This is a genomic window from Kitasatospora sp. NPDC004614 (assembly GCF_042873675.1).
Classification (GTDB): Bacteria; Actinomycetota; Actinomycetes; order Streptomycetales; family Streptomycetaceae; genus Kitasatospora.
The window spans coordinates 320,088-343,083 of sequence record NZ_JBIALR010000003.1 but is presented as its reverse complement, the minus strand read 5'-3'; the positions used below and the strand labels follow the sequence as shown (position 1 = coordinate 343,083).

Genomic DNA, 22,996 nt, shown 5'->3' with positions numbered 1-22,996 from the left:
CGTTTCGTTTTGGGTTCACCCGTAGGCTGGGGCGCATGACCCGCATCGCACCCCCCGCCACCCAGGACGGCCCGCGCCGGGGCCGCCCCCGCGACGCCGCACGCGACCGGGCCATCCTGGACGCCACCCTGGCCGTCCTCTCCGAGAACGGCTACGGCGCGCTGACCACCGCCGCGGTGGCCGCCCGCGCGGGGGTCTCCACCGCCACGCTCTACCGGCGCTGGTCCTCCAAGGACGAGTTGGTGATCGCCGCCGCCGCGACCCACGTCGAGGACATCCACGTCCAGCCCGACACCGGCACGCTGGAGGGTGACCTGCGGGTCCTGCTGCGCGACAAGGCCGCCGCGCTCACCGGTGAGGCCGGGCGCCTGATGCAGGCGCTGGTGGGCGAGGCGGCGCAGAACGTCGCGTTGGCGGACGCGCTCACCACCGCGTTCCTGGAGCCGGTGCACCGGCGGGTTGTCGAGGCGGTTCGGCGGGCTGTGGAGCGGGGTGAGATCGCGGCTGTCGCGGAAGTGGACCTGCTCGGGGCGGTGGTGGTCGGTCCGTTGATGAGCCGCTTTCTGCTGATGCCGCGGCCCGATCAGGTGGATGCTGCGACTGCGCAGGCCACGGCGGATCGGTTGCTGCCGTTCGCGCTACGTGCGGTCGGGGGTCGGTGAAAAGCGGGGACCGGAAACGGCGGAACGCCCAGCGCCCCGTTGATCATCCTATTGCTGCTGGTGGGGGCGAGCGTAGCGAAAAGTGAACGCGTTCAAAATGCCGGGGCCCGCCCGAGTTCTTCCTGAAGCACTGAATCGGTGCTTCAATTCTTGGTGTGGCCTACCGACGCACCGCCGCCGTCCAGGCCCGGCTCGACGGTCAGCGCGAGGCCGTCCTGCGGGCCGCCGTCGCCCTGCTCGCCGAGCGCGGGTACGCCGGGTGTTCGATGGCGGCCGTCGCCGATCGGGCCGGCATCGCGACCGGCAGCATGTACCAGCACTTCGATGGCAAGGCCGACCTCGCCGTCACCCTGTTCCGCACCGTCTGCGGCCGGGAGATCGCCGCCGTCACCGAGGCCGCCGAACGGGCCGACGACCCGCTGGACGGTGTCGCCGCGGTGGTCGCCACCTTCGCCGCCCGTGCTCTGAAGTCGCCCCGGCTGGCGTACGCGCTGCTCGCCGAACCCGCGGACCGGGTGGTCGAAGCCGAACGCCTGGTGTTCCGGCGGGCGTTCCGGGACCTGATCGCCGGACGCATTGATCAGGCCGTGGCGAACGGTCAACTCCCCGGCCAGCGCGCCGAACTGACCGCCGCCGCGATCGTCGGCGCGGTCGGCGAGGCACTGGTCGGCCCGCTCACCGACGGACAGCCGCCGGAGACCGTACTGCCCGAGCTCGTCACCTTCACCCTGCGCGCCCTGGGAGGGCACTGATGGCAAGCACTCACGAGGTCACCAACCAGGTCCCCGACCCGTTCGGCCACGACGTCGCCGAGGACCCCACCCTGCTGGCCGCCCTGCACCGGGCCGGCGCCGGCTGGGCCACCGACGAACTGCATGCCCTCGGCCGCCTGGCCGGCACCGAGCAGGCCGCCGACTGGGCCCGGCTCGCCAACGACAACCCGCCGGTGCTGCGCACCCACGACCGCTACGGCCACCGCATCGACGAGGTCGAATTCCACCCGTACTGGCACGAGTTGATGCGCACCGCGGTCGAGCACGGCCTGCACGCCGCGCCCTGGCAGGACGAGCGGCCCGGCGCGCACACCGCCCGCGCCGCCAAGTTCTACGTCTGGGGCCAGGTCGAGGCCGGACACACCTGCCCGATCTCGATGACGTACGCCTCCGTCCCCGCCCTGCGCACCAGCCCCGAACTCGCCGCCGCCTACGAGCCGTTGCTGGCCGCCCGCGAGTACGACTTCGGGCTGCGCGAGCCGCACGGCAAGCGCGGGCTGATCGCCGGCATGTCGATGACCGAGAAGCAGGGCGGCTCCGACGTCCGCACCAACACCACCCGTGCCGTCCCCGTTGGCGACGGCACGTACCGGCTGGTCGGCCACAAGTGGTTCACCTCCGCCCCGATGTCCGACCTGTTCCTGACGCTCGCCCAGGCCCCCGGCGGACTCTCCTGCTTTGTGCTGCCGCGCGTCCTGCCCGACGGCAGCCGCAACGCGCTGCGCCTGCAGCGACTCAAGGACAAGCTCGGCAACAAGTCCAACGCCTCCTCCGAGATCGAGTACGAGGACGCGGTGGGCTGGCTGGTCGGCGAGGAGGGCCGCGGCGTGCGGACCATCATCGAGATGGTCAACATGACCCGGCTGGACTGCACCATCGGCGCCGCCTCCGCGATGCGCTACGGCGCGCTGCGCGCCCTGCACCACGCGAGCCACCGGCACGCGTTCGGCAAGCCGCTGGTCGAGCAGCCGCTGATGCGCAACGTCCTCGCCGACCTGGTCGTCGAGTCGGAGGCCGCCACCGCGATCGCCATGCGCCTCGCCGAGGCCACCGACCGCGCCCTGGCCGGCGACCAGCAGGAGGTCCGGTTCCGCCGCCTCGGCCTGGCCGTCGCCAAGTACTGGGTGTGCAAGCGCGGCCCCGGGCACGCCGCCGAGGCCCTGGAATGCCTGGGCGGCAACGGCTACGTCGAGGAGTCCGGCATGCCCCGGCTCTACCGCGAGGCCCCGCTGGTGTCGATCTGGGAGGGCTCCGGCAACGTCGCCGCCCTCGACGCGCTGCGCGCGATGGCCCGCCAGCCCGAATCGGTGGCCGCCGTGTTCGACGAGCTCGACGCCGCGAGCGGACTCGACCCGCACTTCGACACCGCCGTCGCCGACCTCCGCAAGGACCTCGCCGACCCCGAGCACCTCGAGTACCGCACCCGCCACCTGGTCGAACGCCTCGCCCTCACCCTCCAGGCCTCCGCGCTGCTCCGCCACGGCGACCCCGCGGTGGCCGAGGCCTTCACCACCACCCGCCTCGCCGGCCACTCCGGCCTGGCCTACGGCACCCTGCCCACCGGCGTCGACACGGCGGCGATCCTCGCCCGGATCCCGTCGCTCCCCACCGGCGCGTGATTCCGGTCCGGGGCCCGGAAGGGCCCCGGATAAGCGCTGCTAGCGTGGCGGACGATCTCGTTCCGTGGGTTGAAGGGTTGCGCCGGCGATGGCCAAGTTCCTGCTGAGTCTGCATCTGATAGTCGCCGTGCTGGCCGTCGGTCCGGTCGCGGTGGCGGTGAGCATGTTCCCGCGGAAGGCGAAGGCGGCGCTGGTGGCGGGCCCGGAGCAGGTGAACGCGCAGGCCTCGGTGCGGCTGCTGCACCGGATCAGCAACGTGTACGCGCTGATCGGAATCGCGGTGCCCCTGCTGGGCGTCGGCACGGCGCAGGCCATGGGCGTGCTGGGCAACGCCTGGCTGATCGCCTCGATCGTGCTGACGGCCGTTGCCGCGGGTGTGCTGCTGCTGTTCGTGCTGCCCGGTCAGCAGGCCACCGTGGACGCACTGGACGCCACCGAGAACCAGGAGGCGGAGACCACCCGGGCCACCGGCATGCTGAAGATGCTCCCGATGACCGCGGGCCTGTTCAACCTGCTGTGGATGGTCGTCCTGGTGCTGATGGTCATCCGGCCGGGGTCGACGAACGGGGCGTGACGCCGCGCACCTCGAGACCGGCCAGCAGTTCGGCGGTGGCGGCCGCGACGGCGGCCACCGCCGCGTCGAACACCTCCCGGTTGTGCGCGGCGGGAGCACGGAACCCGGAGATCTTCCGGACGTACTGGAGCGCCGCCGCGTGCACGTCCTCGGGAGTGGCGTCGGGCGTCATCGGCGGGCGGAGCGTCTTGATGCTTCGGCACATGCCTCCAGTCTGCTCCCCCCCCACCGACACTCAGCCGGGCAGTTGCCGCAGCCGCACCCCGGCCCGTTTGACGGCCCGCGCCACGATCGCCGTCTCGGCGCGGCGCACCCCGAGCGGGCCCAGCACCTCGGTGTGGAAGCGGTACAGCGCCGCGTGGTCCGGGCAGAACACCGCGCACATCAGATTCGTCGGCCCGCCGGTGGCCAGCACCCCGTGCACCTGCGGGTGCCGGGCCAGTGCCTCGCCCGCCGCGGCGAGCCGCCCCGGCGGCAGCTCCAGCCACAGGTTGGCGTCCACGGCGGCGCCCAGCAGCCGCGGGTCCACGCTCACGTGGGTGCGCAGCAGCCCGCCCTCTGCGAGCCGGTGCAGCCGCCGCCGGACCGTCGACTCCGGCGCGCCCGAGGCGGCGGCCAGCGCGGCGTGCGAGCGGCGGGCGTCCATCGCGAGCAGGTCCAGCAGCCGGTGGTCGAGTTCGTCCGGCTCCGGCGGCGGCCCGCTGGGCGGCGCCGGGGCCAGCAGCGCCTCCTGCTCGGCCGTCAGCGCGCCGCAGCGCCACGCCGAGGCGTCCGCGAACAGGTGCAGGACGGCGTGCGCGGTGGACTCCACGACCGCGTCGGTGGCCGGGAGCTGCCCGTACAACAGGCGGTCGCGTTCGGACGGGCCCCCCAGCACCACCGCCGACACCTCCTGCCCGCCCAGCATGACGTCCACGAACGGGACGTCCTCCCGGGCGGCCAGCGCCAGCGCGATCGCGTCCACCCGGCCGCGCAGCACCCGCACCCGCAGCAGCAGCGCGCCGAGCGCCGCCGCCCGGCTGTCCGGCATCCGCACCACCCGGACGGTGCCGGTGCCCAGCAGCCGGCCCAGCCGCCTGGTCACGGTGCGCGCCGACACCCCGAGCACCTGCGCGATCCGCCCGGTCTCGGCCCGCCCGTCGACCTGCAGCGCGTGCACCAGCTGCCGGTCGAGCGGGTCCAGCACCTTGGCGGGATCCGCCGTGTCCGTGTCCATGCTGTCCGATTCCCGTCGAATGCTGCGCCTGTGACGTCCTGAAGCGTCGCCCTGACGGTACTCCTGTGGTGCCCCACCGCACCGAAGGAGACGCACCGTGAAGGACATCCTGGCCGGCACCGAGACGGCCCTGCGCGAGGTCGGCGAATGGCTCGCGCACCGGCAGCCCACCGAGCCCGTCGACGCCGCCACCCCCGAACAGGCCCGCGCCGCGTTCGACGCGATCGACCGGCCCGCCGGCGAGATGCTGCGCGAACGCCTCACCCCGCTGCGCCCCGGCGCCGGTTGGCTGGACGACGAGTGGGCGCGGGACGTGCCCCGCGACGGCGAGTGGTGGCTGAGCGACGCCACCGACGGCGCCGTGCAGTACCTGAGCGCCCTGCCGCAGTGGGTGCTCACCGCGACGCTGCTGCGCGACGGCGCGCCCGTGCTGGCCGTGGTGCACGCGCCGCTCGCCGGTACCACCCACACCGCGACCGCCGGCGGCGGCACCCGTCTGAACGGCCGCCCCTGCGCGCCCCGCCGCCGCACCCTCGCCACCGCGGTCGCGGCCACCTCCCAGCCGCCGCTGATCGCCCGCGACCCGCACGCGCTGCACGCCGCCGGCGCCTCGCTGACCGCCGTCCTCCCGCACGTCCTCGCGGTGCGCAACCTCGGCCCGACCGCACTCCAGATCGCCCAGGTCGCCTCCGGTCACCTGGCGCTGTTCTGGCAGTTCGGTGCCGACCCGGCCAACCTCCTCCCGGGCGCCCTGCTGGCCGCCGAGGCCGGCGCCGCCGTCACCGACGCCACCGGCCGCCCCTGGACGCCCGACGCACCGTCCTTCGTCGCCGCAGCGCCCGGCGTGCACGCCGAACTCCTGGATGTGCTGCGGCAGGTGTGACCGCTGGGTCAGAGCGTGCCCAGGGTCGGCTGGAGGGTGGCGGCGGCGGTGAACACCACCTGTTCGGTGGTGACTTCGAGGTAGTGCAGGTCGCCGTGCCGGTGCTGGAGGGGCGGGTCGAGGGGGAGGGCGGACAGGTCGAGGTCGGGCAGGCTGTCGAGGGTGGCCAGGCCGAGCTTGATCAGCGCCTCCTTGCGCACCCACTGGCGGAGGAAGGCCCGGGTCGGGTCGGGGTGCTTGGCGACGAGTTCGGCCTCGGCGGGGCTGAGGACGTGGCTCAGGGAGGCCGGGTCGTTGGTGCGCGGGCCGAGGTGTTCGACGTCCACGCCGATCGGGACGGGGCCGGCCGCGGCGGCGATGATCCCGCCGGTGTGGGACAGGCTCAGGTGGGTGCCGGGGCGGTCGGTGAGCAGTGGCCGGCCGTGGCCGGTGCGGTCGCAGCCGGGGCAGTGCTGGCCGAAGGCGACGTCGGCGGGGTCGATGCCGAGGTGCGTGGCGGCGCAGAACCGGACCAGCAGGTGGGCGGCGAGGAAGTCGTCGCGGTCGGCCTGGCGGCGGAAGCGGTCGGCGCGTTCGCGTTCGACGTCGTTGAGCAGCCGTTCGTCGGCGTCCGGCCGGGCGAGGACGTCGGCCGTGGTGGCGAGCAGGGCGAGCGGGTGGTTCGACACAGGTCTCCTTGTCCGGGCGGGCGCTGTCATCGGTGCACCAGCAACTTAGTCCGTTCGAGCGATCTTTCGGGGTGTCGGTTGTCGGGTGGCCGATTTTCGTTCGGCGCCACCACTTGGCTGGCGGCGGTCTGCTGCCTGCCGACCCCACCGTCAACGAAAGGGGTGTCCGTGCGACACGGCGCTCGTCCCAAGAACCGGCTGATCCGGTATGCGGCGGTGACGGCGCTCGCCGCCGCCCCGCTGGTCACTCTGGCGTCGGTCGGCCAGGCGGACCAACTCGCCCCGCCGCTCGGCCCGTGCGTCGGCGACTGTCCGAACCCGTTCCCGCCGGTCCACAACGGTCCCGCCGCCGGCACCGACGACACGATCAACATCTTCGTCGGCGGCAACTACCGGGTGGAGGGCCGCTCCGCCGAGGCCGAGGGGAAGATCGTCACGGTCAAGGACCTCACGGTCGACAAGAACGGCGGCGGCCTGTTCAACATGGGCGTGGTCGGCGTCGGCTCGCAGGTCGCGCCGCCGCCCGGCACCGACCACGTGACGGTCGGCGGCGCGGTGGACGTCGTCACCGGCAACCGGGTGCAGCTCGGCGGCGGCGACCCGGCCCGCTGGGGCAACCTGGCCTACGGCACCACCGAGAGCGGCACCCTGGAGTTCTCCGGCCCCGGCGCGGCCCGCCAGGACCCGGCGGCGATCGACCCGTTCCGCGGCCTCACCACCGTCGTCGAGGACCACTCGGCGTGCATGGCCGAGCAGACCGCGACCGGCGAACTGACCGTCAACGGCAACCTGTACACCTTCACCGGTGACGGCCACAGCACGCGCCAGGTCTTCAACGTGAACCGGAACATCGGCAGTGCCACGGCCGCCGCCGACATGGTGTTCGCCGGCATCCCGGCCGGTGCCACGGTGATCGTCAACATGGTCGGCCCGGACCCGGTGCTGATCCGCACCAACACCGGCAGCGGCATCCCCGGCGACCAGCTCACCGACATGCAGCCGCTGCTGATGTGGAACTTCCCCGTCTCCACCGACGCGACCATCACCGGCGGCGCCCAGTTCCAGGGCTCGGTGATGGCCGGCAACCCGGCGGGCACCGTCACGCTGTCCAACCCGGGCACCAACGGCCGCGTCTACCTGGCCGGAAACCTCGTGCAGGGCGGCACCGCCGGGACGGAGCTGCACGCCTACCCGTTCAACGGCGACCTGCCGACCTGCGGCCAGAGCCCCAGCCCCTCGCCCTCGCCGAGCGAGTCCGAGAGCCCCTCGCCGTCGCCCTCGGAGAGCGAGTCCAAGAGCCCGCACCCGTCGCCGTCCAGGAGCGAGAAGCCCTCGGAGAGCGTCGAGCCCACCCACGGCGAGCGACCGGTGCCCGAGCCGAGCCGCAAGCCCGAAGGCCCGCTGGCGAACACCGGCAGCGGCCCGGCCGGCCCGATCGCCGGCGCGGCGGCCGTGCTCCTGGGCCTCGGCACGGCGGTGACGGTGCTGGTACGCCGGAGCCGCGGCCGTCGCCGCTGACGCCCCGCGCCCGACCCGAAGAACGGCCGGAGCCCCCGTCGGGGCCCGGCCGTTCGGCCTGTCCGAGGCCAGAGCCCGGGTCAGGTGACGTCGCCGCGCCGGGCGAACCGCTCCTCGCGCCACTCCCCGGAGGCCAGCACCTCGCGCAGCGCCGCCGCCGCGTCGTAGACGTCCGCCCGGGACAGGTACAGCGGGGTGAAGCCGAAACGCATCAGGTCGGGCGCCCGGAAGTCGCCGATCACCCCGCGGGCGATCAGCGCCTGGACGATCCGGTAGCCCTCCGGGTGCCGCAGCGCCACCTGGCTGCCGCGCAGCTCGTGCCGGCGCGGCGTCACCGACTCGACGTCCAGGTCCGCCGTCAGCTCCAGGAACAGGTCGGAGAGCTCCAGGCTCTTGGCGCGCACCGCCGCCGGATCGGCCAGCTCCCACACGTCGAGCGAGGCCTCCAGCGCGGCCAGGCCCAGCACCGGCGGCGTCCCGGTGAGGAACTGGGTGATCCCCTCGGCGGGCCGGAAGCCGGGCTCGAAGTCGAACTGCCGGGCGTGGCCGAACCAGCCGGTCAGCGGCTGCCGGGCGGCCGCGTGGTGGCGCTCCGCCGCGTACAGGAACGCGGGCGCGCCCGGACCGCCGTTCAGGTACTTGTAGCCGCAGCCGACCGCGAAGTCCACGCCGGCCGCGTCCAGCCGGATCGGCAGCGCCCCGGCGGTGTGGCACAGGTCCCAGACGGCGAGCGCCCCGGCCGCGTGGATCCGCTCGGTGACGGCCGCCATGTCCAGCAGCTCACCGGTGCGGTAGTCGACGTGCGACAGCAGTACCACCGCGGTGTCCGCGTCGAGCACCGCGTCCAGCTGCGCCGCCGAGTCGACCAGCACCGGCCGGGTGCCCGGGTACAGCCCGGTCAGCCCGTCCGCGATGTACAGGTCGGTGGGGAAGGCGTGCCGCTCGGCGACCAGCGCGCCGCGCCCGGGGCGCAGCCGCAGTGCCGCCCCGAGCACCTTGAACAGGTTGACGGAGGTCGAGTCGCAGACCACCACCTGCCCGGCCGCCGCACCCAGCAGGTGCGCGCCGAGCCGGTCGCCGAGGCGCCCGGGCTGGTGGAACCACCCGGCGTCGTTCCAGGACCGGATCAGGCCGGTGCCCCACTCCTCGGCGACCACCTTCGCCAGGTGGCCGGGGGTGCGGCGGGGCAGCGCTCCGAGCGAGTTGCCGTCCAGGTAGAGCACGCCCTCGGGCAGCTCGAAGTGCTCGCGCATCGGGTGCAGCGGGTCGGCGGCGTCGCGGACGACGCACTCGTCGCGGGTGGGAGACATCGTGCGAGTTGTCACAGTTCGTTCCTGACGGACCACAGTTCGGGGAAGACGTCCTGGTCGGCGGTGTGCTTGAGCCAGCTCAGGCCGCTGGAGCCGCCGGTGCCGGGCTTGCCGCCCATGGTGCGCTTGACGCTGGAGTAGTGACGCTGGCGCCAGCGGGTGACCCGCTCGGCGGTGTCCAGCAGCGCCTCGCCGAGGCGGGCCAGGTCGGCCAGCGCCGGGTCGGTGTAGACGGTCCGCCAGGCGGCCTCGACGGTGTCGTCGTGGGCGTGGCGGGCGGCGGGCGGGGCCGCGGGTATCTCCAGGCCGCGGCGGGCCAGCACGGCCAGCGCCTCGTCGTACAGGCTGGGGGTGCGCAGCTCGGTGAACAGCTCGTCGTACTCGGCGGGGGAGTCCTGGTACATGGTCAGCAGGCGTTCGCTCTTGTTGCCGAGCAGGAACTCCAGCCGCAGGAACGCCGAGGACTGGAACCCGGACGCCTCGCCGAGCACCGGCCGGAACGCGTTGAACTCGGCGGGCGTCATGGTGGCCAGCAGGTCCCAGGAGGAGACCAGCACGTCCTGCACGTGGTGCCCGCGGCGCAGCGCGTCGCGGGCGGCGGTCAGGTCGTCCTCGCGCAGCGCGGCGCGGGCGGTGGTCCACTCGCGGTGCAGCAGGTCGAACAGCAGCTCCATCACCTGGGTGGTGACGATGAACGTGTACTCCGAGGGCTCCGAGCTGCGGGGCTGCTGGAGCGAGTGCAGCTCCGTCAGGTGCACGTACCGGGCGTAGGGGGTGGACGTGCCGCTGTCCTGCTCGCTGCCGAACCGCAGGTGGGGCCGGTGGGTCTGCCCGGTCATGGCCGGTACCTCCTGGTTCCGCCCGCTCCGGGGTGCGGCGGGCGCCACCATTGTGCGGCGCGGCGGCCTGCTCTTGAATGGGCGTCGTAGCCCGGTTGGCGGCAATGGCCTGCCGTTCGCAAGGTGCTGCGCCCCGATCGCCTGACGAACGCAAAGGAGCCGACGATGGACGCGGTGGACCGGCTGCTGCTGGCCGAACTCCAGGCCGACGCGCGGCTCTCGTACAACGAGCTGTCCCGCCGGGTGAACCTGTCCCCGCCGGCCGTCGCCGAGCGGGTGCGCCGGCTCGAGGCGGACGGGGTGATCACCGGCTACCACGCACACCTGGACCCGGCGAAGGCCGGTGCGGCGGTGATGGCCCTGGTGACGGTGCGCTGCTACGGCCCGCGCTGCGTGCTGCGCGACCCGGAGGTGGCGCACTGGCCGGAGGTGTTCCAGCTGCACCGGGTGACCGGCGGCGCGTGCTGCGTCCTGCTGGTCGGCGTCCCCGACATGCCGGCCTTCGAGCGGCTGACCGACAGGCTGGGCAGCTACGGGCAGCCGACCAGCTCGATGATCCTGTCCAGCCCCGTGCCGTGGCGGCCGATCCAGGCGTCCTGAGAGGGCCTGTCAGTACTCGTTCTTCGCGGGAGCCAGGTGCACCCCGAGGCTCTCCAGCCCGTACAGGAACATCTCCACGCCGACGGCCGCCAGCAGCAGCCCGAGCAGCCGGGACAGCACCTCCAGCGAGGTGCGCCGGCTGGCGCGCAGCAGCGGGGCGAGCAGCAGGACGGACACGCAGTCCACGGCGATCACCGCGACGTACATGGCGGCGACGGTGGAGTGCCAGCCGATGGTGTCCCGGGTGAGCGACTCGACCAGCAGCGCGGTGATCGCCAGCGGGCTGGCCACGTACGGCAGCAGCAGCTGGCGGATGCCGTCGGCGAGGGGGTTGTCGAGATGGCCCTCGTTGCTGCCGCCGCCGAGATGGATGCCGAGCACGAGCGCGACGGCGTAGATGAAGAAGATCACCCCGCCGGCGATCTGCAGCGACTGGTCGGAGATGTGGAACAGCGCCGCCATGACGTCCGCGCTGTACGCCAGCACCAGGCCGACCACGGCGGCGACCGCCGAGGACACCAGGGTGAGTTTGCGCAGTTCGGCCGGGGTGCGGGTCTGGCTGAGCTGGGCGAAGGCCAGCAGGACCTTGGGCGGGCCGACCACGGCGAAGAAGGTGACGAAGACGGTGCTCAGGTTGATCGCCGACATGCGCCCATGATGGGCGGTCAGCGCAGGCGGACGGTGACGCCACCCTGGCGCAGTACGTCGAGGATGGCGTCGAAGTAGGAGCGTTCCTCCTCGTCGGGGCCGGTGACCCGGCGGGTGAGGGCCTGGGCGGAGACCAGGGCGTCGCGCCAGATCAGCACGAACGGCGGCTCGGGGGTGAAGCCGCCGCGCAGGACGTCGGCGAGGGCGTCGAGGTTGCTGCCGTAGTAGCCGTTGTGGGCGTGCACGGCGTGGCCGAGTTCGGCCCAGAAGGTCTTTTCGTCGGTGACCCGGTCGCCGTGCAGGACGTACTCGGGTGGCTGCGGTGCGGTGGGCATCGGGAGTCTCCCTGCGGGGTGGGGCGGGTCGCCCGGATGGGTTCGCCGGGTCGAGCGGGGGCGGTGCGCACGCTGGGATGGGCCCTACGGACTTCTCTTCCACACCAGGGGCAACACCATGACCAGTCTGCACCGCAAGGATCTCGGTCTGTTGGCACTTCGCGCGGTCGTCGGCGGTGTCCTGTTCGCGCACGGCGCGCAGAAGCTGTTCGGCTGGTTCGGCGGCGGCGGGCTGGAGGGCACCGCCGCCGCCATGGAGCAGATGGGCTTCGAGCCGGGCGAGCGCAACGCGCTGGCGGCGGGCCTGGGCGAGGCGGGTGGCGGTGCGCTGCTCGCGGTGGGCCTGGCCACCCCGGTGGCGGGGCCGGTGGTCGCCGGGACGATGGCGGGCGCGATCGCGGTGCACGCCCCGGCGGGGTTCTTCGCGCACGGCGGCGGCTACGAGTACCCGGCGCTGCTGGGTGCCTGCGGGCTGGCGCTGGCGATCACCGGCCCGGGCTGCTACTCGCTGGACGCCGCCTCCGGGCACGCGCTGGGCCGCCCGTGGCTGGGCGTGCTGGCGTTCGGGGCGAGCGCGCTGGGCGCCGTCGCGGTGGTGAAGCGCCGCCAGGACGTGGTGCGCAGGCGGGAGGCCAGGGCCGCGGACGAGGCGGCCCGCGAGAACGGCACCGGGCTCTCCTGAGCGCCGTGACGAGACAGGGAGAATCACTGATGAAGCGACAGATCCGGGTGGCCGCGGGCTTGGCGGCGGTCCTGCTGGGTTCGGCGGCGCTGGCGGGCTGCACGTCGAGCGGCAAGACGTCCGGGGCGGCGACCTCGGCGGCAGCCTCGGCTGCGGCCTCGGCGGCGCAGTCGGTGCTGGGATCGGCCAGCGCCGCGCTCGGCTCGGCGGCGGCCTCGCTGGGCGCCTCCGCGCAGGCCGCCGCGTCTTCCGCGCAGGCCGTCGCGTCCTCCGCGCTGGCGAGCGTCAAGGGCGGGCTGAACGTGAAGGGCGACGTGGCGCTCGGGATGGCGACCACCGGGTCGGACGGGAAGCTTTCGGTGCCGGTGACGGTCACCAACCACGGTTCCCAGGCGGGCAAGTACACGATTCAGGTCAACTTCGACGACGCGTCGGGAAACCTGCTCGACGCGACCGTGGTGAACGTCCCGGAGGTCGCGCCCGGGGCGACTGCGCAGGCCACGGCACACAGCAACCGTTCGCTGAACGCTCCCGTGACGCCTGTGGTGGCGAATGCGCTGAGGTACTGATCGGACACCGAACCTTAAGCGTGGCGTAAGCGTCAGATCTCGCTCTTGACGGTCGAGTTGGTCTAGTCCATTTTACTTGGCAGGTGCAGGGAGCCCCTGGGCCGGCGCCGGTGGTTCAGACCACCGGCGCCGGTTCGGCTTATCCCGGCCCTGGCGTTTGTGCAGGCCAACGCTCGATTCCCCCTGTCATGCCCCTGGCTGTGCGGCCCCACCTCGCACGGTTCGTATCCGGGTTTGTCAGGACCCCCACAACCAGGAGTCTCGCAGCCATGCTTCGTTCCGTTTCCCCCCAGTCGCCCACGCGGCGGCGCCCCAAGAGCTGGGCCGCGCTCGCGGCCGGCACGGCGGCCTTCCTGCTGCTCGGCGGCACCCTGGCCCTGACCGGCGGCACCGCCCAGGCGGCTCCCACCAACTCGACCGGTGCGCCGGCCACCAGCGGTGGCATCAAGGTGGCCTACTTCGACCAGTGGTCGATCTACACCAACGGCTACTACCTGAAGACCATGAACGACACCGGCGCCGCCGGGAAGCTCGACTACCTGATCTACGACTTCGGGAACATCGACCCCACCAACCTCACCTGTTTCGAGGCCAACAAGGCCGCCTCGCAGGACGAGAACAACCCGAACGCGGGTGACGGTGCGGGCGACTCCTTCGCCGACTACCAGAAGACCTTCGACACCACGACCTCGGTCGACGGTGTGGCCGACACCTGGAACCAGCCGATCGTCGGCAACTTCAACCAGCTGAAGAAGCTGAAGGCGAAGAACCCGAACCTCAAGGTCCTGCTCTCCATCGGCGGCTGGACCTACTCGAAGTACTTCTCCGACGCCGCGGCCACCGACGCGTCCCGCAAGAAGTTCGTGTCCTCCTGCATGGACCTGTACATCAAGGGCAACCTGCCCGTGCAGGGCGGCTACGGCGGTCCGGGCACCGGCGCCGGCATCTTCGACGGCATCGACATCGACTGGGAGTACCCGGGCGGCAACGGCCACACCGGCAACCACTCCTCCCCGGCCGACAAGCAGAACTTCACCTCGCTGCTCGCCGAGTTCCGCAGCCAGCTGGACGCCCAGGGCAAGACGGACGGCAAGACCTACAGCCTCGCGGCGGCGGTCGGCGCCGGTCAGGACAAGATCAAGTACGTCGAGACCGACAAGATCGGTCAGTACCTGACCTTCCTCGACATCATGACGTACGACATGCACGGCGGTTGGGAGGCCCAGGGCCCGACCAACCACCAGGCCCCGATCTACACCAACCCGAACGACCCGATGAACCCGGTTCCGGGCGGCAACGGGAAGTACTCGCTGGACAACGCCATCAAGGCGTACACCGTGGGTGACTCGCAGTACGGCATCCCCGGCGGCTTCCCGGCGAAGAAGATCAACGTCGGCGTCCCGTTCTACTACCGCGGCTGGACCGGCGTCACCGCCGGCAACAGCCACGGCCTGTTCCAGCCGGCGACCGGCCCGGCGGCCGGCGGCAGCTACTCGGGCAACGTCAACGGCATCAAGATGTACAAGGAGCTCAACGGCTTCGTCGACAACCCGGCCTACACCTACTGGGACGACGCCGCGAAGGCCGCGTACTTCTACGACGGCACCACCTTCTGGTCGGGCGAGAACGCCCAGTCGATCCAGGCCAAGCTGGACTACGCGCACTGCAACGGCCTCGGCGGCTCGTTCGCCTTCTCGATGTACGACCTGGGCACCCAGACCGCGCTGTTCGACAAGATGGTGAGCGCGACCAACGGCTCCGCCGCGAACTGCCCGGCCGCCCCGTCGCCGTCGGCCTCGCAGTCGGCCAGCCCGTCGCCGTCCACCTCCGCCTCGGCCTCGCCGTCGACCTCGGCCTCGCCGTCGCAGTCGCCGACCACCGGTGCCTGCTCCGCCGCCCCGAGCTGGAACGCGGCCACCGTGTACGCCACGGCCACCAAGGTCTCCTGGAAGGGCCACTACTACACCAACAAGTGGTGGACCACCAACGAGGACCCGAGCCTGAGCGGCCAGTGGGGCACCTGGACCGACAACGGCCCGTGCTGACCGACCGCTGACCGGTAAGTAGCCCGCTCGACGAACGAGGGGCGCAGGGAGATCACTCTCCATGCGCCCCTCGTTGCGTTGCCCCGCCCCGGTCGACCGGCCGTCAGCAGGTCAGGTCGTCGGTGCGGCCGAGGGCGTCCGGTTGGGACTCCTCGATCCGGCGCAGCATCCGGGTCAGCGTGGCGGCCAGCTCGGGGCGGTCCTCGGTGGAGACGTCCTGGAGCAGGTCGGCCTCGAAGACCGCGGCCATCCGCATCAGTTCGATCCACTTGTCGCGGCCGGTCGGCGTGAGCTCGATGATCACCCGGACCCGGTTGGCCTCATCGCGCTCGCGGGTGACCAGGCCGTCGTTGACCATCCGGTCGATCCGGTGGGTCATCGCGGCCGGGGTCAGGCCGAGCCGCTTGGCGAGCTCGCCCGGGCCGAGCCGGTACGGACTGCCGCTGAACACCAGAGCCTTGAGCACCTCCCACTCGGCGTTGGTGATGCCGAGGGTGGCCAGCTGGCGGCTGTAGGCCACGTTCATCCGGCGGTTGAGCCGGGAGAGGGTGGAGACGATGGTCTCCACCTGGGGGTCCACGGTGGGGAACTCCCGCTGGTAGAGGGCCACCTGTTCGGCGATGCCGAGTTCGGTGGCGGAGTCGGGCTCCGCTCTGCGTGCGCTCATGGGGTCATTGTTCCACGCATCGTGCAGCTGTTAAGCCTTTGACGCGTTAAGGTTTCTATGCTTAGACTTTAGCTCTGAAATCTTACGGGTTGAAGTGACGGCCACAGGGGCCGGCTTTCGGAGTCTTCGAGGGGTGCCAAGTGAAGGAGTGGGGCGGCCGACTGCGTCGCGTCCAGATCGGCAACGCGCTCAGCGCGTTCGGCAGCGGCTTCACGCTGCCGTACATGTTCGTGTACGTGGACAAGGTGCGTGGCCTTGGCTCCGTGGCGGCCGGCGCGGTGTTCACCGTGTTCGCGCTCGCCGCGTTCGCCGTGCTGCCGCTCACCGGCCGCGGCATCGACCGGTACGGCCCGCGCCCGGTGCTGCTCGCCGGCACGGCGATGGCCGCGTCCGGTGCGTTCGCCTTCGGCCAGGCCGCGAGCACGCCCACGCTGCTGATCTCCTCCTTCCTGTTCGGCGCCGGTGTCACCACCTGCCAGCCCGCGCTCGCCACGATGATCGTCCGCTGCACCCGCAAGGCCGAGCGTTCCCGCGCCTTCGCGCTGCAGTTCACCCTGGTCAACCTCGGCATGGGCGTCGGCGCGCTGGTCGGCGGCCTGATCGCCCACACCGCCGACCCGGCCAGCATGACCAGGCTGTTCACCATCGAGGCGCTGACCTTCCTCGGCCTCGCCGCCGTCACCGGCACCGCGAAGATGCCCGACGCGGAGGTCGAGCCGGCCGCCGCGGCCGCTGCCGGCAGGAACGGCGGGCTGCGGACGCTGGTCGCCGACAAGGCGATGCTGCGGCTGTGCCTGCTCGCCGGGCTGATCTTCTTCACCTGCTACGGCCAGTTCGAGTCCGGCGTCGCCGCATTCGCCACCTCCACCGTCGGCCTCGCGCCCTCCACGCTGGGCCTGGCGATCGGCGCCAACGCGCTGACCATCGTGCTGCTCCAGATGTTCGTCGTCCGGATCACCGAGCGCCGCCGCCGCACCACCGCGATGGCCGCCGCCGGCGTGGTCTGGCTCGCCGCCTGGGGCATGGCCCTGGTGGCCGGCCTGATCCGCGAGGACCAGATGGCCGCGACCGTCGCCATCGTCGCGATCTACGCCCTGTTCGGCGTGGGCGAGTCCCTGCTCGCCCCCACCATGGGCCCGATCGTCGCGGACCTCGCCCCGGCCCGGCTGCTCGGCACCTACAACTCCGGCTACGCCCTGGTGAAGCAGACCGCCGTCGCGGTCGGCCCCGCCGTCGGCGTCCTGCTGGTCGGCTCCGGCACCTGGCCGCTCTACCTGGCCTCGATGGCCTTCTGCACCCTGCTGATCGTCGCCCTGGCCTTCCGCCTGCGCGGCTTCCTGACGCCCGCGCAGGACAACGTCCGGGTGCTGAACGTGCCGCAGCGCGAGCTGCGGGAGCTGGAGGCGGTGGCCTGACGTGCCGCCGGCCGCCCACTCGGGAATCTCCCCGGGTGGGCGGCCTTCTTCGCGTTCGGCGCGGTCAGCGGCGGGTGGGCATCAGGAGCGAGAAGGTGTCCTCGCGGGACGGGAAGCGGATGGCCAACGGGGCGATGGGGCCGGTCAGTTCGAGGACCAGCTGGTCGGCGCCGCCGACCGCCTCCAGCAGGAAGTCGCGGTTGACGTGGACCAGGAGCTCGGCGGGGGAGGTGCCCGGGAGGGCGTCGGCGGCGGTGGCGGTGACGGCGGTGACGGGGAAGTCGATGCCGTCCTGGGTGCGGGTCGCGGTGGACGGCTCGGCGGTGGCGAGCATGCTGTGCAGCTGGTCGGCCGTCAGGGTCAGGCGGTGGGTGGGCTCCAGGCGCAGCAGGCGGCGGTAGTCCGGGAAGTCGTGGTCGGCGCGCTCGCCGGAGAGCTCGCGGCCGGCCGCGCGGACGGTGAACTGTGCCCCGTCCAGCACGAGTTCGGCTTCGTCGGCGTCGGCGAGCAGGGCCCGGGCGGCGTCCGCGAGAGCCGTCGGCAGGAGAGCGGAGGCGGCCGGGCCGTCCAGCGTGGCCGGGCAGTCGGCGACCGCCAGCCGGTAGCGGTCGGTGGCGACCAGGTGCAGGACGCCGTCCTCCGCGTCCAGGAAGATCCCCGCCACGGCGGGCAGGGCGGTGTCGGACGGGGCGGCGAAACGGACTGCGTCCAGCGCGGCGGCGAGGCGGGCGGCGGGGACGGTCAGTCGGGTCTGCGGCATGGGGAACTCCCTCGAGTCGAGCAGTGCACGGACAGTGGAGAGCTCACGGCGGGCATCGGACAGGCCGTCCTCCAGCCGGCGCAAGTGCGCGTCCAGTTCGGCACGGGCCTCGGCCGGGGTGCCGGTCAGTACCCGGGTGAGACCTGCCAGCGGCATTCCGACACGGCGTAGGCGGGCGAGCAGCCGGGCGTCCGGAAGCTGCTCGTCCGCGTACCAGCGGTACCCCGAGTGCGGGTCCACGGCGGCCGGGACGAAGATGCCCGCGCCGTCGTAGAACCGCAGGGCGCTGACACTCAGGCCGCTGGCGCGGGCCAGTTCGCCGATGCTGCGCATTCTGTTCTCCACGCGGTAGACACTCATGCCTCGACCTGGTCGAGGGTCAAACGGTAGCCGGGAGGCTTGTGGCGGAAGTGCTGCTGGGTCGCCCGCACGTGCATGTCATCGTCGGGAGTCGCGATCTTTCCCGTGGGTGCGTTCCCCTTCGCGCAGTTCTCCCCCAGCCCTAGCGGGCTGGGAGGTGCCCCCACGCGCCCCTGTCTTCGCGCTCGCCTGCCTTTCGCGGCCGCTAGGATCGGGACATTGCGGACATGTCGTCAACTGGCGGGCGGACGGGGCGGGTATGGCGCTGGCGGTCGAGTCGCGGCGGGCGGTCGTGGGGGTCGCGGTGGGGCGGGACCGGTTCCGGTGGTGGGGGCCTGTTGGGGTGGCGGTGTTCGCGGGGGTGCTGCGGTTGTGGGGGCTGCGGTATCCGAATGCGTTCGTGTTCGACGAGACGTACTACCCGAAGGACGCGTGGTCGCTGCTGCAGCAGGGCTACGAGGCGGTCTGGCCGGACAACGCGAATCAGCTGATTCTCGGGGTGCCGCAGGTGATCCCGCTGAGCCAGGCGCCGGCGTTCGTCGCGCATCCGCCGCTCGGCAAGTGGGTGATCGCGGTGGGGGAGCACTTCTGGGGTCTGCACCCGTTCGGCTGGCGGATCATGGTGGCCGTGCTGGGCTCGGTGAGTGTGCTGATGCTGGCCAGGATTGGGCGGCGGTTGTTCCGCTCGACGCTGTTGGGGTGCGTCGCGGCGCTGTTGATGGGTGTGGACGGGCTGCAGTTCGTGATGAGCCGGGTCGGTCTGCTGGACGGCATCTCCGCGTTCTTCGTGCTCGCCGCGTTCGGTTGCCTGCTGATCGACCGTGACCGCGTCCGCGGGCTGTTGCGGGCGGCGTGGGCGGAGGGCGGGCGGGCCGGGGACGAGGTGCGGCTGGGGGTGCGGCCGTGGCGGGTGGGTGCCGGGGTACTGCTGGGGGCGGCGTCCGCGGTGAAGTGGAACGGCTTGCAGATCCTGGCGGTGTTCACCGTCCTCGCTCTGCTGTGGGACCAGGCGGGGCGGCGGGCGGCCGGTGCGCACCGGGCGTGGCGGGCGATGCTGCGGCGCGATCTGTGGCCGGCCGCGTTGTCCATGGTGGGCAGCGCGCTGGTGGTGTACGTCGTGGCGTGGAGCGGCTGGCTGGCGACCACGGGCGGTTACGGCCGGCAGTGGGCGGACGGCCGGGCCGGGCTGTCCCCCGCGCGGACGCCGCTGGTGGACATCCCGTTGCCGCAGGTGTCGATGAGCTGGGTGCCGGCGCCGCTGCGCAGCCTGTGGCACTACCACGCGCAGATGTACGACTTCAATACCGGCCTGTCGTCCCCGCACACCTACCAGTCGAACCCGTGGAGCTGGCTGGTGCAGGGCCGACCGGTGTCCATGTACTGGCAGCAGGTGCCGGACGGGCAGCACGGCTGCCACTCCGCCGAGGGCTGCGCGAGCCAGATCCTGGCGCTCGGCACCCCGTTCCTGTGGTGGACGGCGTGCTTCGCGCTGGCGTACGCGCTGTACCGGTGGTTCTTCCGGCGGGACTGGCGCTCCGGCGCGATCCTGGCCGGCGTCGCCGCGATCTACCTGCCGTGGTTCCAGTACCAGCAGCGGACGACCTTCTCCTTCTACATGGTGCTGCTGGTGCCGTTCCTCTGCCTGGCCGTGGCGCAGTTGCTCGGAGCGATGCTCGGGCCGGAGGGCAGTGCGCCGCGCCGGCGACGGTGGGGCGCGGCCGGGGCCGGGCTGATCGTGCTGGCGATCGTCGGCTGTTTCGCGTACTTCTATCCGCTGTACACGGCGGAGGTGATCCCGATGTCCGAGTGGCGTGCGCGGATGTGGTTCACCAGTTGGATCTGAGGTGAAGTTGCTTTCCGCAGGCGGGGGTTCGCAGTTGCTGCCGGTCACCTGGCCGCTCGGTGTGGCGTGCGCGGTGCTGCTCGCGGTGGCCGCGCTGGTCGCCGGACGGGGCGGGCTCGGGCACGGGCGGGCGGTGCTGCGCGCCGGGGCGCGGGCGGCCGTGCAGCTGGCGGCCGTCGCGCTGGTGATCGCCTGGGTGGTGCGCTCGTTGTGGGCGTCCGCGCTGTTCGTGCTGCTGATGTTCGCCGTCGCCGTGCGCACCGCGGGCCGACGGATGGGCGAGGGCCGGGACGGGCGCGGCGGGCGGTGGGAGTGGGCGTGGGCGGCGGTGCCGATCGCCGCCGGGGTGCTGCCGGTGCTGCTCCTGCTGGCCGTCACCGGGCTGCTGCCGCCGAAGGGCCTGAGCGTGATCCCGGTGGCGGGCATCCTGATCGGCGGGGCGCTCACCGCGACGTCGCTGGCCGGGCGGCGGGCGCTGGACGAACTGCGGCTCCGGCACGGCGAGGTGGAGGCCGCGCTGGCCCTCGGCTTCGAGGAGCGCGATGCCCGGCTGGAGATCTGCCGGACCGCCGCCGCGACCTCGCTGGTGCCCGCCCTCGACCAGACCCGCACCGTCGGACTGGTCACCCTGCCCGGCGCGTTCGTCGGCATGCTGCTCGGCGGCGCGACGCCCGTCCAGGCCGGTGCGGTGCAACTGTTCGTGCTGGTCGCGCTGCTGGCGGTGGAGGCGGTCGCAGTCACCGCCGTGCTGGAACTGGTCGGCCGGGGACTGGTCGGCGGCCCGGGCGGCAGCCGGTAAACTCGCCGGGTTGTTGAAGGGGAGTAGCCCTCCACCGGACCGTCGACATACCGGCCCGTCCCCCCGCGGACGAGCCCGGCGCCCGGGGCACCTCACGGGGTGTCGGCGAGACCTTCGGCCGCAGCGCTGTGACCATGAACCAGTGCTGCCGGGCCGAGGCGTCCCCTTCCACGGGTGCCCGGGGCCGGCGGCAACGAGACCGAAAGACCCCCGCATCCGATGAACAGCCTGACCATCGCCGCGCTCACGTTCGGCATCATCTTCCTCTCCGAACTGCCGGACAAGACCGCCCTGGCCAGCCTGGTCCTCGGCACCAAGTACCGGGCGAGCTACGTGTTCGCGGGCATCGCCGCCGCGTTCGCCCTGCAGGTCGCGCTCGCCCTGGTCGCCGGCAGCCTGCTGGCCCTGCTGCCGCAGCGCTGGGTGGAAGGCGTGTCCGGCGTCCTGTTCCTGGTCGGCGCGGGCATGCTGCTCTGGCACAAGGAGGACGAGGACGAGGAGGGCGAGGCCAAGGAACCCGCGAACAACTCGTTCTGGAAGGTCGCCGGTACCAGCTTCGTGATCGTCGCCGTCGCCGAGTTCGGCGACCTCACCCAGATCATGACCGCCAACCTGGCCGCCAAGTACGCCGATCCGCTGGCCGTCGGCCTGGGCTCCTGGCTGGCGCTGTGCGCGGTCGGCGGCATCGCCATCGTCGGCGGGCAGAAGCTGCTGCGGCACGTGCCGATGAAGGTCATCGTGCGGATCGCCGCGCTGGCGATGATCGCACTGGCCGGGTTCAGCCTGTTCAAGGCGATCACCGGCTGACGCGTCGTCGGACAGCGGCCGGGCTCAGCATTTGGGGTTCTGGGCCATCTCCTGCAACAGGGCCTGGGTCTGTGGGTCGTAGACGCCCGGCTCGATGCCCTTCAGCTTGCTGCGGTACTTCCACTGGAAATTCATCAGTGCGCTCTGCGTCTGGGCGCCGAACCCCGGCTGGTATTTGTCGGTGATGTCCCCGTCGAGCCAGTTGACCGGCATGCAGGCGGCCTTCATCAGCAGGTGCTGAAGCTGCACCACGTCCGGCCCGGTGTCGTTCCGCCGCAGCGTCCGGTTCGCGCTGGGCGAGGGCGAGGACGACGGGCTGGTCGGGGGCGCGGACGTCGGCTCGGGCGGGGCGGTGGTCGGGGCGGTCGCCGGCTTGGTGGCGACGCTCTGGGACGGGCGGGCGGAGCTGCGGGTCGGCGACGGGCTGTCCGCGCTCGCGGACGCGTCCGGGGAGGCCTCGCCACTCGGCGGCGCGCTCGGGGTGGTCGCGGCGGACGAGGCCACCCCCGGGCCGGTCGGCGCCGGCAGCGCGTGGTCGACGCTGTCCGGCGAGGAGGACAGCAGCATCGCCATGCTCACGGCCAGCGCCGTCACGCCCACCGCGCCGCCCGCGATCACCAGCCGCTTGCGGTCGGCACTGCGCCGCCGCTGCGAACGGCGTTCCGTCCGGCTGACCGGCGCGGCCGACTCGTCGTCGTGGAAGCCGAACAGGCCCAGGTCGGCGGCCGGCGGAGGCTTCGGGTCGTCCGGGACCGGAGGGAGCAGCGTGGTGGCCGGGTCGGGGCCGGCGGGTATCGGGGGGATCAGCGCGGTGGCCGCCGTCCCCGGGTCGGTGGGTATCGGCGGGATCAGCGCGGTCGGCGGCTCGGGCTGGGGTGGCGGCGGGACCACCCGGCCGAGCTGGAACGGGGCGGGCGAGCCCTGTGTTTGGACGGGCGGCAGCAGCTGTGTAGCGGCGGCGTCCGACTGAGCTGCCGGCGGCGCGAACGGGCTGGCGGCCTGCGGAACGTGCGGCGCCCGGCCGGGCGGCGGTGGCGGGACGGCTCCGGGAGCGGACGGCTGCGGTGGGCCGGCCTGGGTGGTGATCGGCTGCACGGGCGGTGGGCCGGCCTGGGTGGTGATCGGTTGCACCGGCGGCGGGCCGACCTGGGTACCGAACGGGTCGGCGGCCGGGTGGCCGGGCTCCATCAGCACCGGGGTGTCGGCGACGTACGGGCGCACCAGGTGCGGGCCGTCCAGCGGCGGGAGGACCGCGGTCTGCTCGGCCGGGGAGAAGGCGTGACACGCGCAGCTGCCGGCCGGCCCTACGGTGCCGCAGCTGGGGCAGCGGTCTGCCGGCATCGGCCGGTCCTCCTCGGGTCGGAAACGAACGCAGTGATTATGCAGGACCATCCCACGGGGCAA

General features: G+C 72.7%; 24 protein-coding genes. 14 read left to right on the top strand and 10 right to left on the bottom strand.

What is annotated here, in order from left to right:
- The first annotated feature begins 35 nt into the window (after nucleotides 1-35).
- From ACFYST_RS10995 to ACFYST_RS10980, 4 genes are all read left to right on the top strand, one after another.
- Nucleotides 36-662: a TetR/AcrR family transcriptional regulator gene (locus ACFYST_RS10995; protein ID WP_387861405.1), complete on the top strand. Its 627-nt coding sequence runs from the start codon at nucleotides 36-38 to the stop codon at nucleotides 660-662.
- Nucleotides 663-817: 155 nt separating this feature from the next.
- A complete protein-coding gene (locus tag ACFYST_RS10990) occupies nucleotides 818-1,414 on the top strand; it encodes a TetR/AcrR family transcriptional regulator (protein ID WP_387861403.1) in 597 nt (198 codons plus the stop codon).
- Entirely contained in the window at nucleotides 1,414-3,054 is a 1,641-nt protein-coding gene (locus ACFYST_RS10985) for an isovaleryl-CoA dehydrogenase (protein ID WP_387861402.1), read from the top strand. Before ACFYST_RS10990 ends, ACFYST_RS10985 begins: the two co-directional genes overlap by 1 nt.
- A gap of 88 nt (nucleotides 3,055-3,142) precedes the next feature.
- Entirely contained in the window at nucleotides 3,143-3,628 is a 486-nt protein-coding gene (locus tag ACFYST_RS10980; protein ID WP_387861400.1) for a hypothetical protein, read from the top strand.
- Here ACFYST_RS10980 and ACFYST_RS10975 read toward each other — a convergent pair.
- On the bottom strand, nucleotides 3,597-3,833 hold the full coding sequence (locus ACFYST_RS10975; RefSeq protein WP_043913756.1) for a DUF2277 domain-containing protein: 237 nt from the start codon (nucleotides 3,831-3,833) through the stop codon (nucleotides 3,597-3,599). The genes ACFYST_RS10980 and ACFYST_RS10975 overlap by 32 nt on opposite strands.
- A 30-nt stretch (nucleotides 3,834-3,863) precedes the next feature.
- A complete protein-coding gene (locus tag ACFYST_RS10970; protein WP_387861398.1) occupies nucleotides 3,864-4,844 on the bottom strand; it encodes an Lrp/AsnC family transcriptional regulator in 981 nt (326 codons plus the stop codon).
- A gap of 97 nt (nucleotides 4,845-4,941) precedes the next feature.
- On the opposite strand from ACFYST_RS10970, the gene ACFYST_RS10965 reads away from it, so the two are divergent.
- Entirely contained in the window at nucleotides 4,942-5,727 is a 786-nt protein-coding gene (locus tag ACFYST_RS10965; protein ID WP_387861396.1) for an inositol monophosphatase family protein, read from the top strand.
- Between the two features lie 8 nt (nucleotides 5,728-5,735).
- On the opposite strand, the gene ACFYST_RS10960 is transcribed toward ACFYST_RS10965, so the two are convergent.
- A complete protein-coding gene (locus tag ACFYST_RS10960) occupies nucleotides 5,736-6,395 on the bottom strand; it encodes a 4'-phosphopantetheinyl transferase family protein (protein ID WP_387643275.1) in 660 nt (219 codons plus the stop codon).
- 168 nt (nucleotides 6,396-6,563) lie between these two features.
- Here ACFYST_RS10960 and ACFYST_RS10955 point away from each other — a divergent pair, with 168 nt between their 5' ends.
- Complete coding sequence (locus tag ACFYST_RS10955) at nucleotides 6,564-7,913, top strand: choice-of-anchor A family protein (RefSeq protein WP_387861394.1); 1,350 nt, start codon at nucleotides 6,564-6,566, stop codon at nucleotides 7,911-7,913.
- A gap of 80 nt (nucleotides 7,914-7,993) precedes the next feature.
- Here the strand turns inward: ACFYST_RS10955 and kynU are convergent, their stop codons facing one another.
- Together kynU and ACFYST_RS10945 are read right to left on the bottom strand one after the other, a co-directional pair.
- The gene (gene kynU, locus ACFYST_RS10950) at nucleotides 7,994-9,223 is read right to left on the bottom strand and encodes a kynureninase (RefSeq protein ID WP_387861393.1); all 1,230 of its coding nucleotides are present in this window, start codon (nucleotides 9,221-9,223) and stop codon (nucleotides 7,994-7,996) included.
- An 11-nt stretch (nucleotides 9,224-9,234) separates the two neighbouring features.
- Nucleotides 9,235-10,062 (bottom strand): tryptophan 2,3-dioxygenase, encoded by an 828-nt coding sequence (locus ACFYST_RS10945; protein ID WP_387643280.1) that lies wholly within the window; start codon nucleotides 10,060-10,062, stop codon nucleotides 9,235-9,237.
- 165 nt (nucleotides 10,063-10,227) lie between these two features.
- Here ACFYST_RS10945 and ACFYST_RS10940 point away from each other — a divergent pair, with 165 nt between their 5' ends.
- Complete coding sequence (locus ACFYST_RS10940; RefSeq protein WP_387643282.1) at nucleotides 10,228-10,662, top strand: Lrp/AsnC family transcriptional regulator; 435 nt, start codon at nucleotides 10,228-10,230, stop codon at nucleotides 10,660-10,662.
- A 9-nt stretch (nucleotides 10,663-10,671) separates the two neighbouring features.
- Here the strand turns inward: ACFYST_RS10940 and ACFYST_RS10935 are convergent, their stop codons facing one another.
- Together ACFYST_RS10935 and ACFYST_RS10930 are read right to left on the bottom strand one after the other, a co-directional pair.
- Nucleotides 10,672-11,310, bottom strand: coding sequence for a MarC family protein (locus ACFYST_RS10935; RefSeq protein WP_387861392.1), 639 nt, complete (start codon nucleotides 11,308-11,310; stop codon nucleotides 10,672-10,674).
- Nucleotides 11,311-11,327: 17 nt separating this feature from the next.
- A complete protein-coding gene (locus ACFYST_RS10930) occupies nucleotides 11,328-11,645 on the bottom strand; it encodes a barstar family protein (RefSeq protein ID WP_387643285.1) in 318 nt (105 codons plus the stop codon).
- 118 nt (nucleotides 11,646-11,763) lie between these two features.
- On the opposite strand from ACFYST_RS10930, the gene ACFYST_RS10925 reads away from it, so the two are divergent.
- The 3 genes from ACFYST_RS10925 to ACFYST_RS10915 all read left to right on the top strand — a co-directional run bounded on the left by ACFYST_RS10925 (nucleotide 11,764) and on the right by ACFYST_RS10915 (nucleotide 14,941).
- Complete coding sequence (locus ACFYST_RS10925) at nucleotides 11,764-12,327, top strand: DoxX family protein (protein WP_387861391.1); 564 nt, start codon at nucleotides 11,764-11,766, stop codon at nucleotides 12,325-12,327.
- Nucleotides 12,328-12,356: 29 nt separating this feature from the next.
- Nucleotides 12,357-12,896, top strand: a complete 540-nt coding sequence (locus tag ACFYST_RS10920; RefSeq protein ID WP_387861390.1) for an FxLYD domain-containing protein — start codon at nucleotides 12,357-12,359, stop codon at nucleotides 12,894-12,896.
- A 269-nt stretch (nucleotides 12,897-13,165) separates the two neighbouring features.
- Complete coding sequence (locus tag ACFYST_RS10915; protein ID WP_387861388.1) at nucleotides 13,166-14,941, top strand: glycosyl hydrolase family 18 protein; 1,776 nt, start codon at nucleotides 13,166-13,168, stop codon at nucleotides 14,939-14,941.
- A gap of 103 nt (nucleotides 14,942-15,044) precedes the next feature.
- On the opposite strand, the gene ACFYST_RS10910 is transcribed toward ACFYST_RS10915, so the two are convergent.
- Nucleotides 15,045-15,608, bottom strand: a complete 564-nt coding sequence (locus ACFYST_RS10910) for a MarR family winged helix-turn-helix transcriptional regulator (protein WP_387643291.1) — start codon at nucleotides 15,606-15,608, stop codon at nucleotides 15,045-15,047.
- A gap of 140 nt (nucleotides 15,609-15,748) precedes the next feature.
- Here ACFYST_RS10910 and ACFYST_RS10905 point away from each other — a divergent pair, with 140 nt between their 5' ends.
- A complete protein-coding gene (locus ACFYST_RS10905) occupies nucleotides 15,749-17,023 on the top strand; it encodes an MFS transporter (protein ID WP_387643293.1) in 1,275 nt (424 codons plus the stop codon).
- A gap of 64 nt (nucleotides 17,024-17,087) precedes the next feature.
- On the opposite strand, the gene ACFYST_RS10900 is transcribed toward ACFYST_RS10905, so the two are convergent.
- Nucleotides 17,088-18,143 (bottom strand): MerR family transcriptional regulator, encoded by a 1,056-nt coding sequence (locus tag ACFYST_RS10900; protein ID WP_387861386.1) that lies wholly within the window; start codon nucleotides 18,141-18,143, stop codon nucleotides 17,088-17,090.
- Nucleotides 18,144-18,402: 259 nt separating this feature from the next.
- Between ACFYST_RS10900 and ACFYST_RS10895 the strand changes: the two genes are divergently transcribed.
- The 3 genes from ACFYST_RS10895 (at nucleotide 18,403) to ACFYST_RS10885 (ending at nucleotide 21,592) form a co-directional block, all read left to right on the top strand.
- Nucleotides 18,403-19,986, top strand: a complete 1,584-nt coding sequence (locus tag ACFYST_RS10895) for a dolichyl-phosphate-mannose--protein mannosyltransferase (RefSeq protein ID WP_387861384.1) — start codon at nucleotides 18,403-18,405, stop codon at nucleotides 19,984-19,986.
- A gap of 1 nt (nucleotide 19,987) precedes the next feature.
- Entirely contained in the window at nucleotides 19,988-20,785 is a 798-nt protein-coding gene (locus ACFYST_RS10890) for an ABC transporter permease (protein ID WP_387643298.1), read from the top strand.
- A 219-nt stretch (nucleotides 20,786-21,004) separates the two neighbouring features.
- Nucleotides 21,005-21,592, top strand: a complete 588-nt coding sequence (locus ACFYST_RS10885) for a TMEM165/GDT1 family protein (RefSeq protein ID WP_387643300.1) — start codon at nucleotides 21,005-21,007, stop codon at nucleotides 21,590-21,592.
- 24 nt (nucleotides 21,593-21,616) lie between these two features.
- Here ACFYST_RS10885 and ACFYST_RS10880 read toward each other — a convergent pair whose 3' ends face one another.
- Nucleotides 21,617-22,933: a hypothetical protein gene (locus tag ACFYST_RS10880; RefSeq protein WP_387861382.1), complete on the bottom strand. Its 1,317-nt coding sequence runs from the start codon at nucleotides 22,931-22,933 to the stop codon at nucleotides 21,617-21,619.
- Nucleotides 22,934-22,996: the final 63 nt, after the last annotated feature.

Bases quoted from the DNA above. Each gene is read 5' to 3' on its own strand.
- ACFYST_RS10995 (WP_387861405.1), top strand. From the start codon at position 36: ATGACCCGCATCGCACCCCCCGCCACCCAGGACGGCCCGCGCCGGGGC.
- ACFYST_RS10985 (WP_387861402.1), top strand. From the start codon at position 1,414: ATGGCAAGCACTCACGAGGTCACCAACCAGGTCCCCGACCCGTTCGGC.
- ACFYST_RS10980 (WP_387861400.1), top strand. From the start codon at position 3,143: ATGGCCAAGTTCCTGCTGAGTCTGCATCTGATAGTCGCCGTGCTGGCC.
- ACFYST_RS10975 (WP_043913756.1), bottom strand. From the start codon at position 3,833: ATGTGCCGAAGCATCAAGACGCTCCGCCCGCCGATGACGCCCGACGCC.
- ACFYST_RS10970 (WP_387861398.1), bottom strand. From the start codon at position 4,844: ATGGACACGGACACGGCGGATCCCGCCAAGGTGCTGGACCCGCTCGAC.
- kynU (WP_387861393.1), bottom strand. From the start codon at position 9,223: ATGTCTCCCACCCGCGACGAGTGCGTCGTCCGCGACGCCGCCGACCCG.
- ACFYST_RS10945 (WP_387643280.1), bottom strand. From the start codon at position 10,062: ATGACCGGGCAGACCCACCGGCCCCACCTGCGGTTCGGCAGCGAGCAG.
- ACFYST_RS10940 (WP_387643282.1), top strand. From the start codon at position 10,228: ATGGACGCGGTGGACCGGCTGCTGCTGGCCGAACTCCAGGCCGACGCG.
- ACFYST_RS10935 (WP_387861392.1), bottom strand. From the start codon at position 11,310: ATGTCGGCGATCAACCTGAGCACCGTCTTCGTCACCTTCTTCGCCGTG.
- ACFYST_RS10930 (WP_387643285.1), bottom strand. From the start codon at position 11,645: ATGCCCACCGCACCGCAGCCACCCGAGTACGTCCTGCACGGCGACCGG.
- ACFYST_RS10925 (WP_387861391.1), top strand. From the start codon at position 11,764: ATGACCAGTCTGCACCGCAAGGATCTCGGTCTGTTGGCACTTCGCGCG.
- ACFYST_RS10920 (WP_387861390.1), top strand. From the start codon at position 12,357: ATGAAGCGACAGATCCGGGTGGCCGCGGGCTTGGCGGCGGTCCTGCTG.
- ACFYST_RS10915 (WP_387861388.1), top strand. From the start codon at position 13,166: ATGCTTCGTTCCGTTTCCCCCCAGTCGCCCACGCGGCGGCGCCCCAAG.
- ACFYST_RS10910 (WP_387643291.1), bottom strand. From the start codon at position 15,608: ATGAGCGCACGCAGAGCGGAGCCCGACTCCGCCACCGAACTCGGCATC.
- ACFYST_RS10900 (WP_387861386.1), bottom strand. From the start codon at position 18,143: ATGAGTGTCTACCGCGTGGAGAACAGAATGCGCAGCATCGGCGAACTG.
- ACFYST_RS10895 (WP_387861384.1), top strand. From the start codon at position 18,403: ATGGCGCTGGCGGTCGAGTCGCGGCGGGCGGTCGTGGGGGTCGCGGTG.
- ACFYST_RS10885 (WP_387643300.1), top strand. From the start codon at position 21,005: ATGAACAGCCTGACCATCGCCGCGCTCACGTTCGGCATCATCTTCCTC.
- ACFYST_RS10880 (WP_387861382.1), bottom strand. From the start codon at position 22,933: ATGCCGGCAGACCGCTGCCCCAGCTGCGGCACCGTAGGGCCGGCCGGC.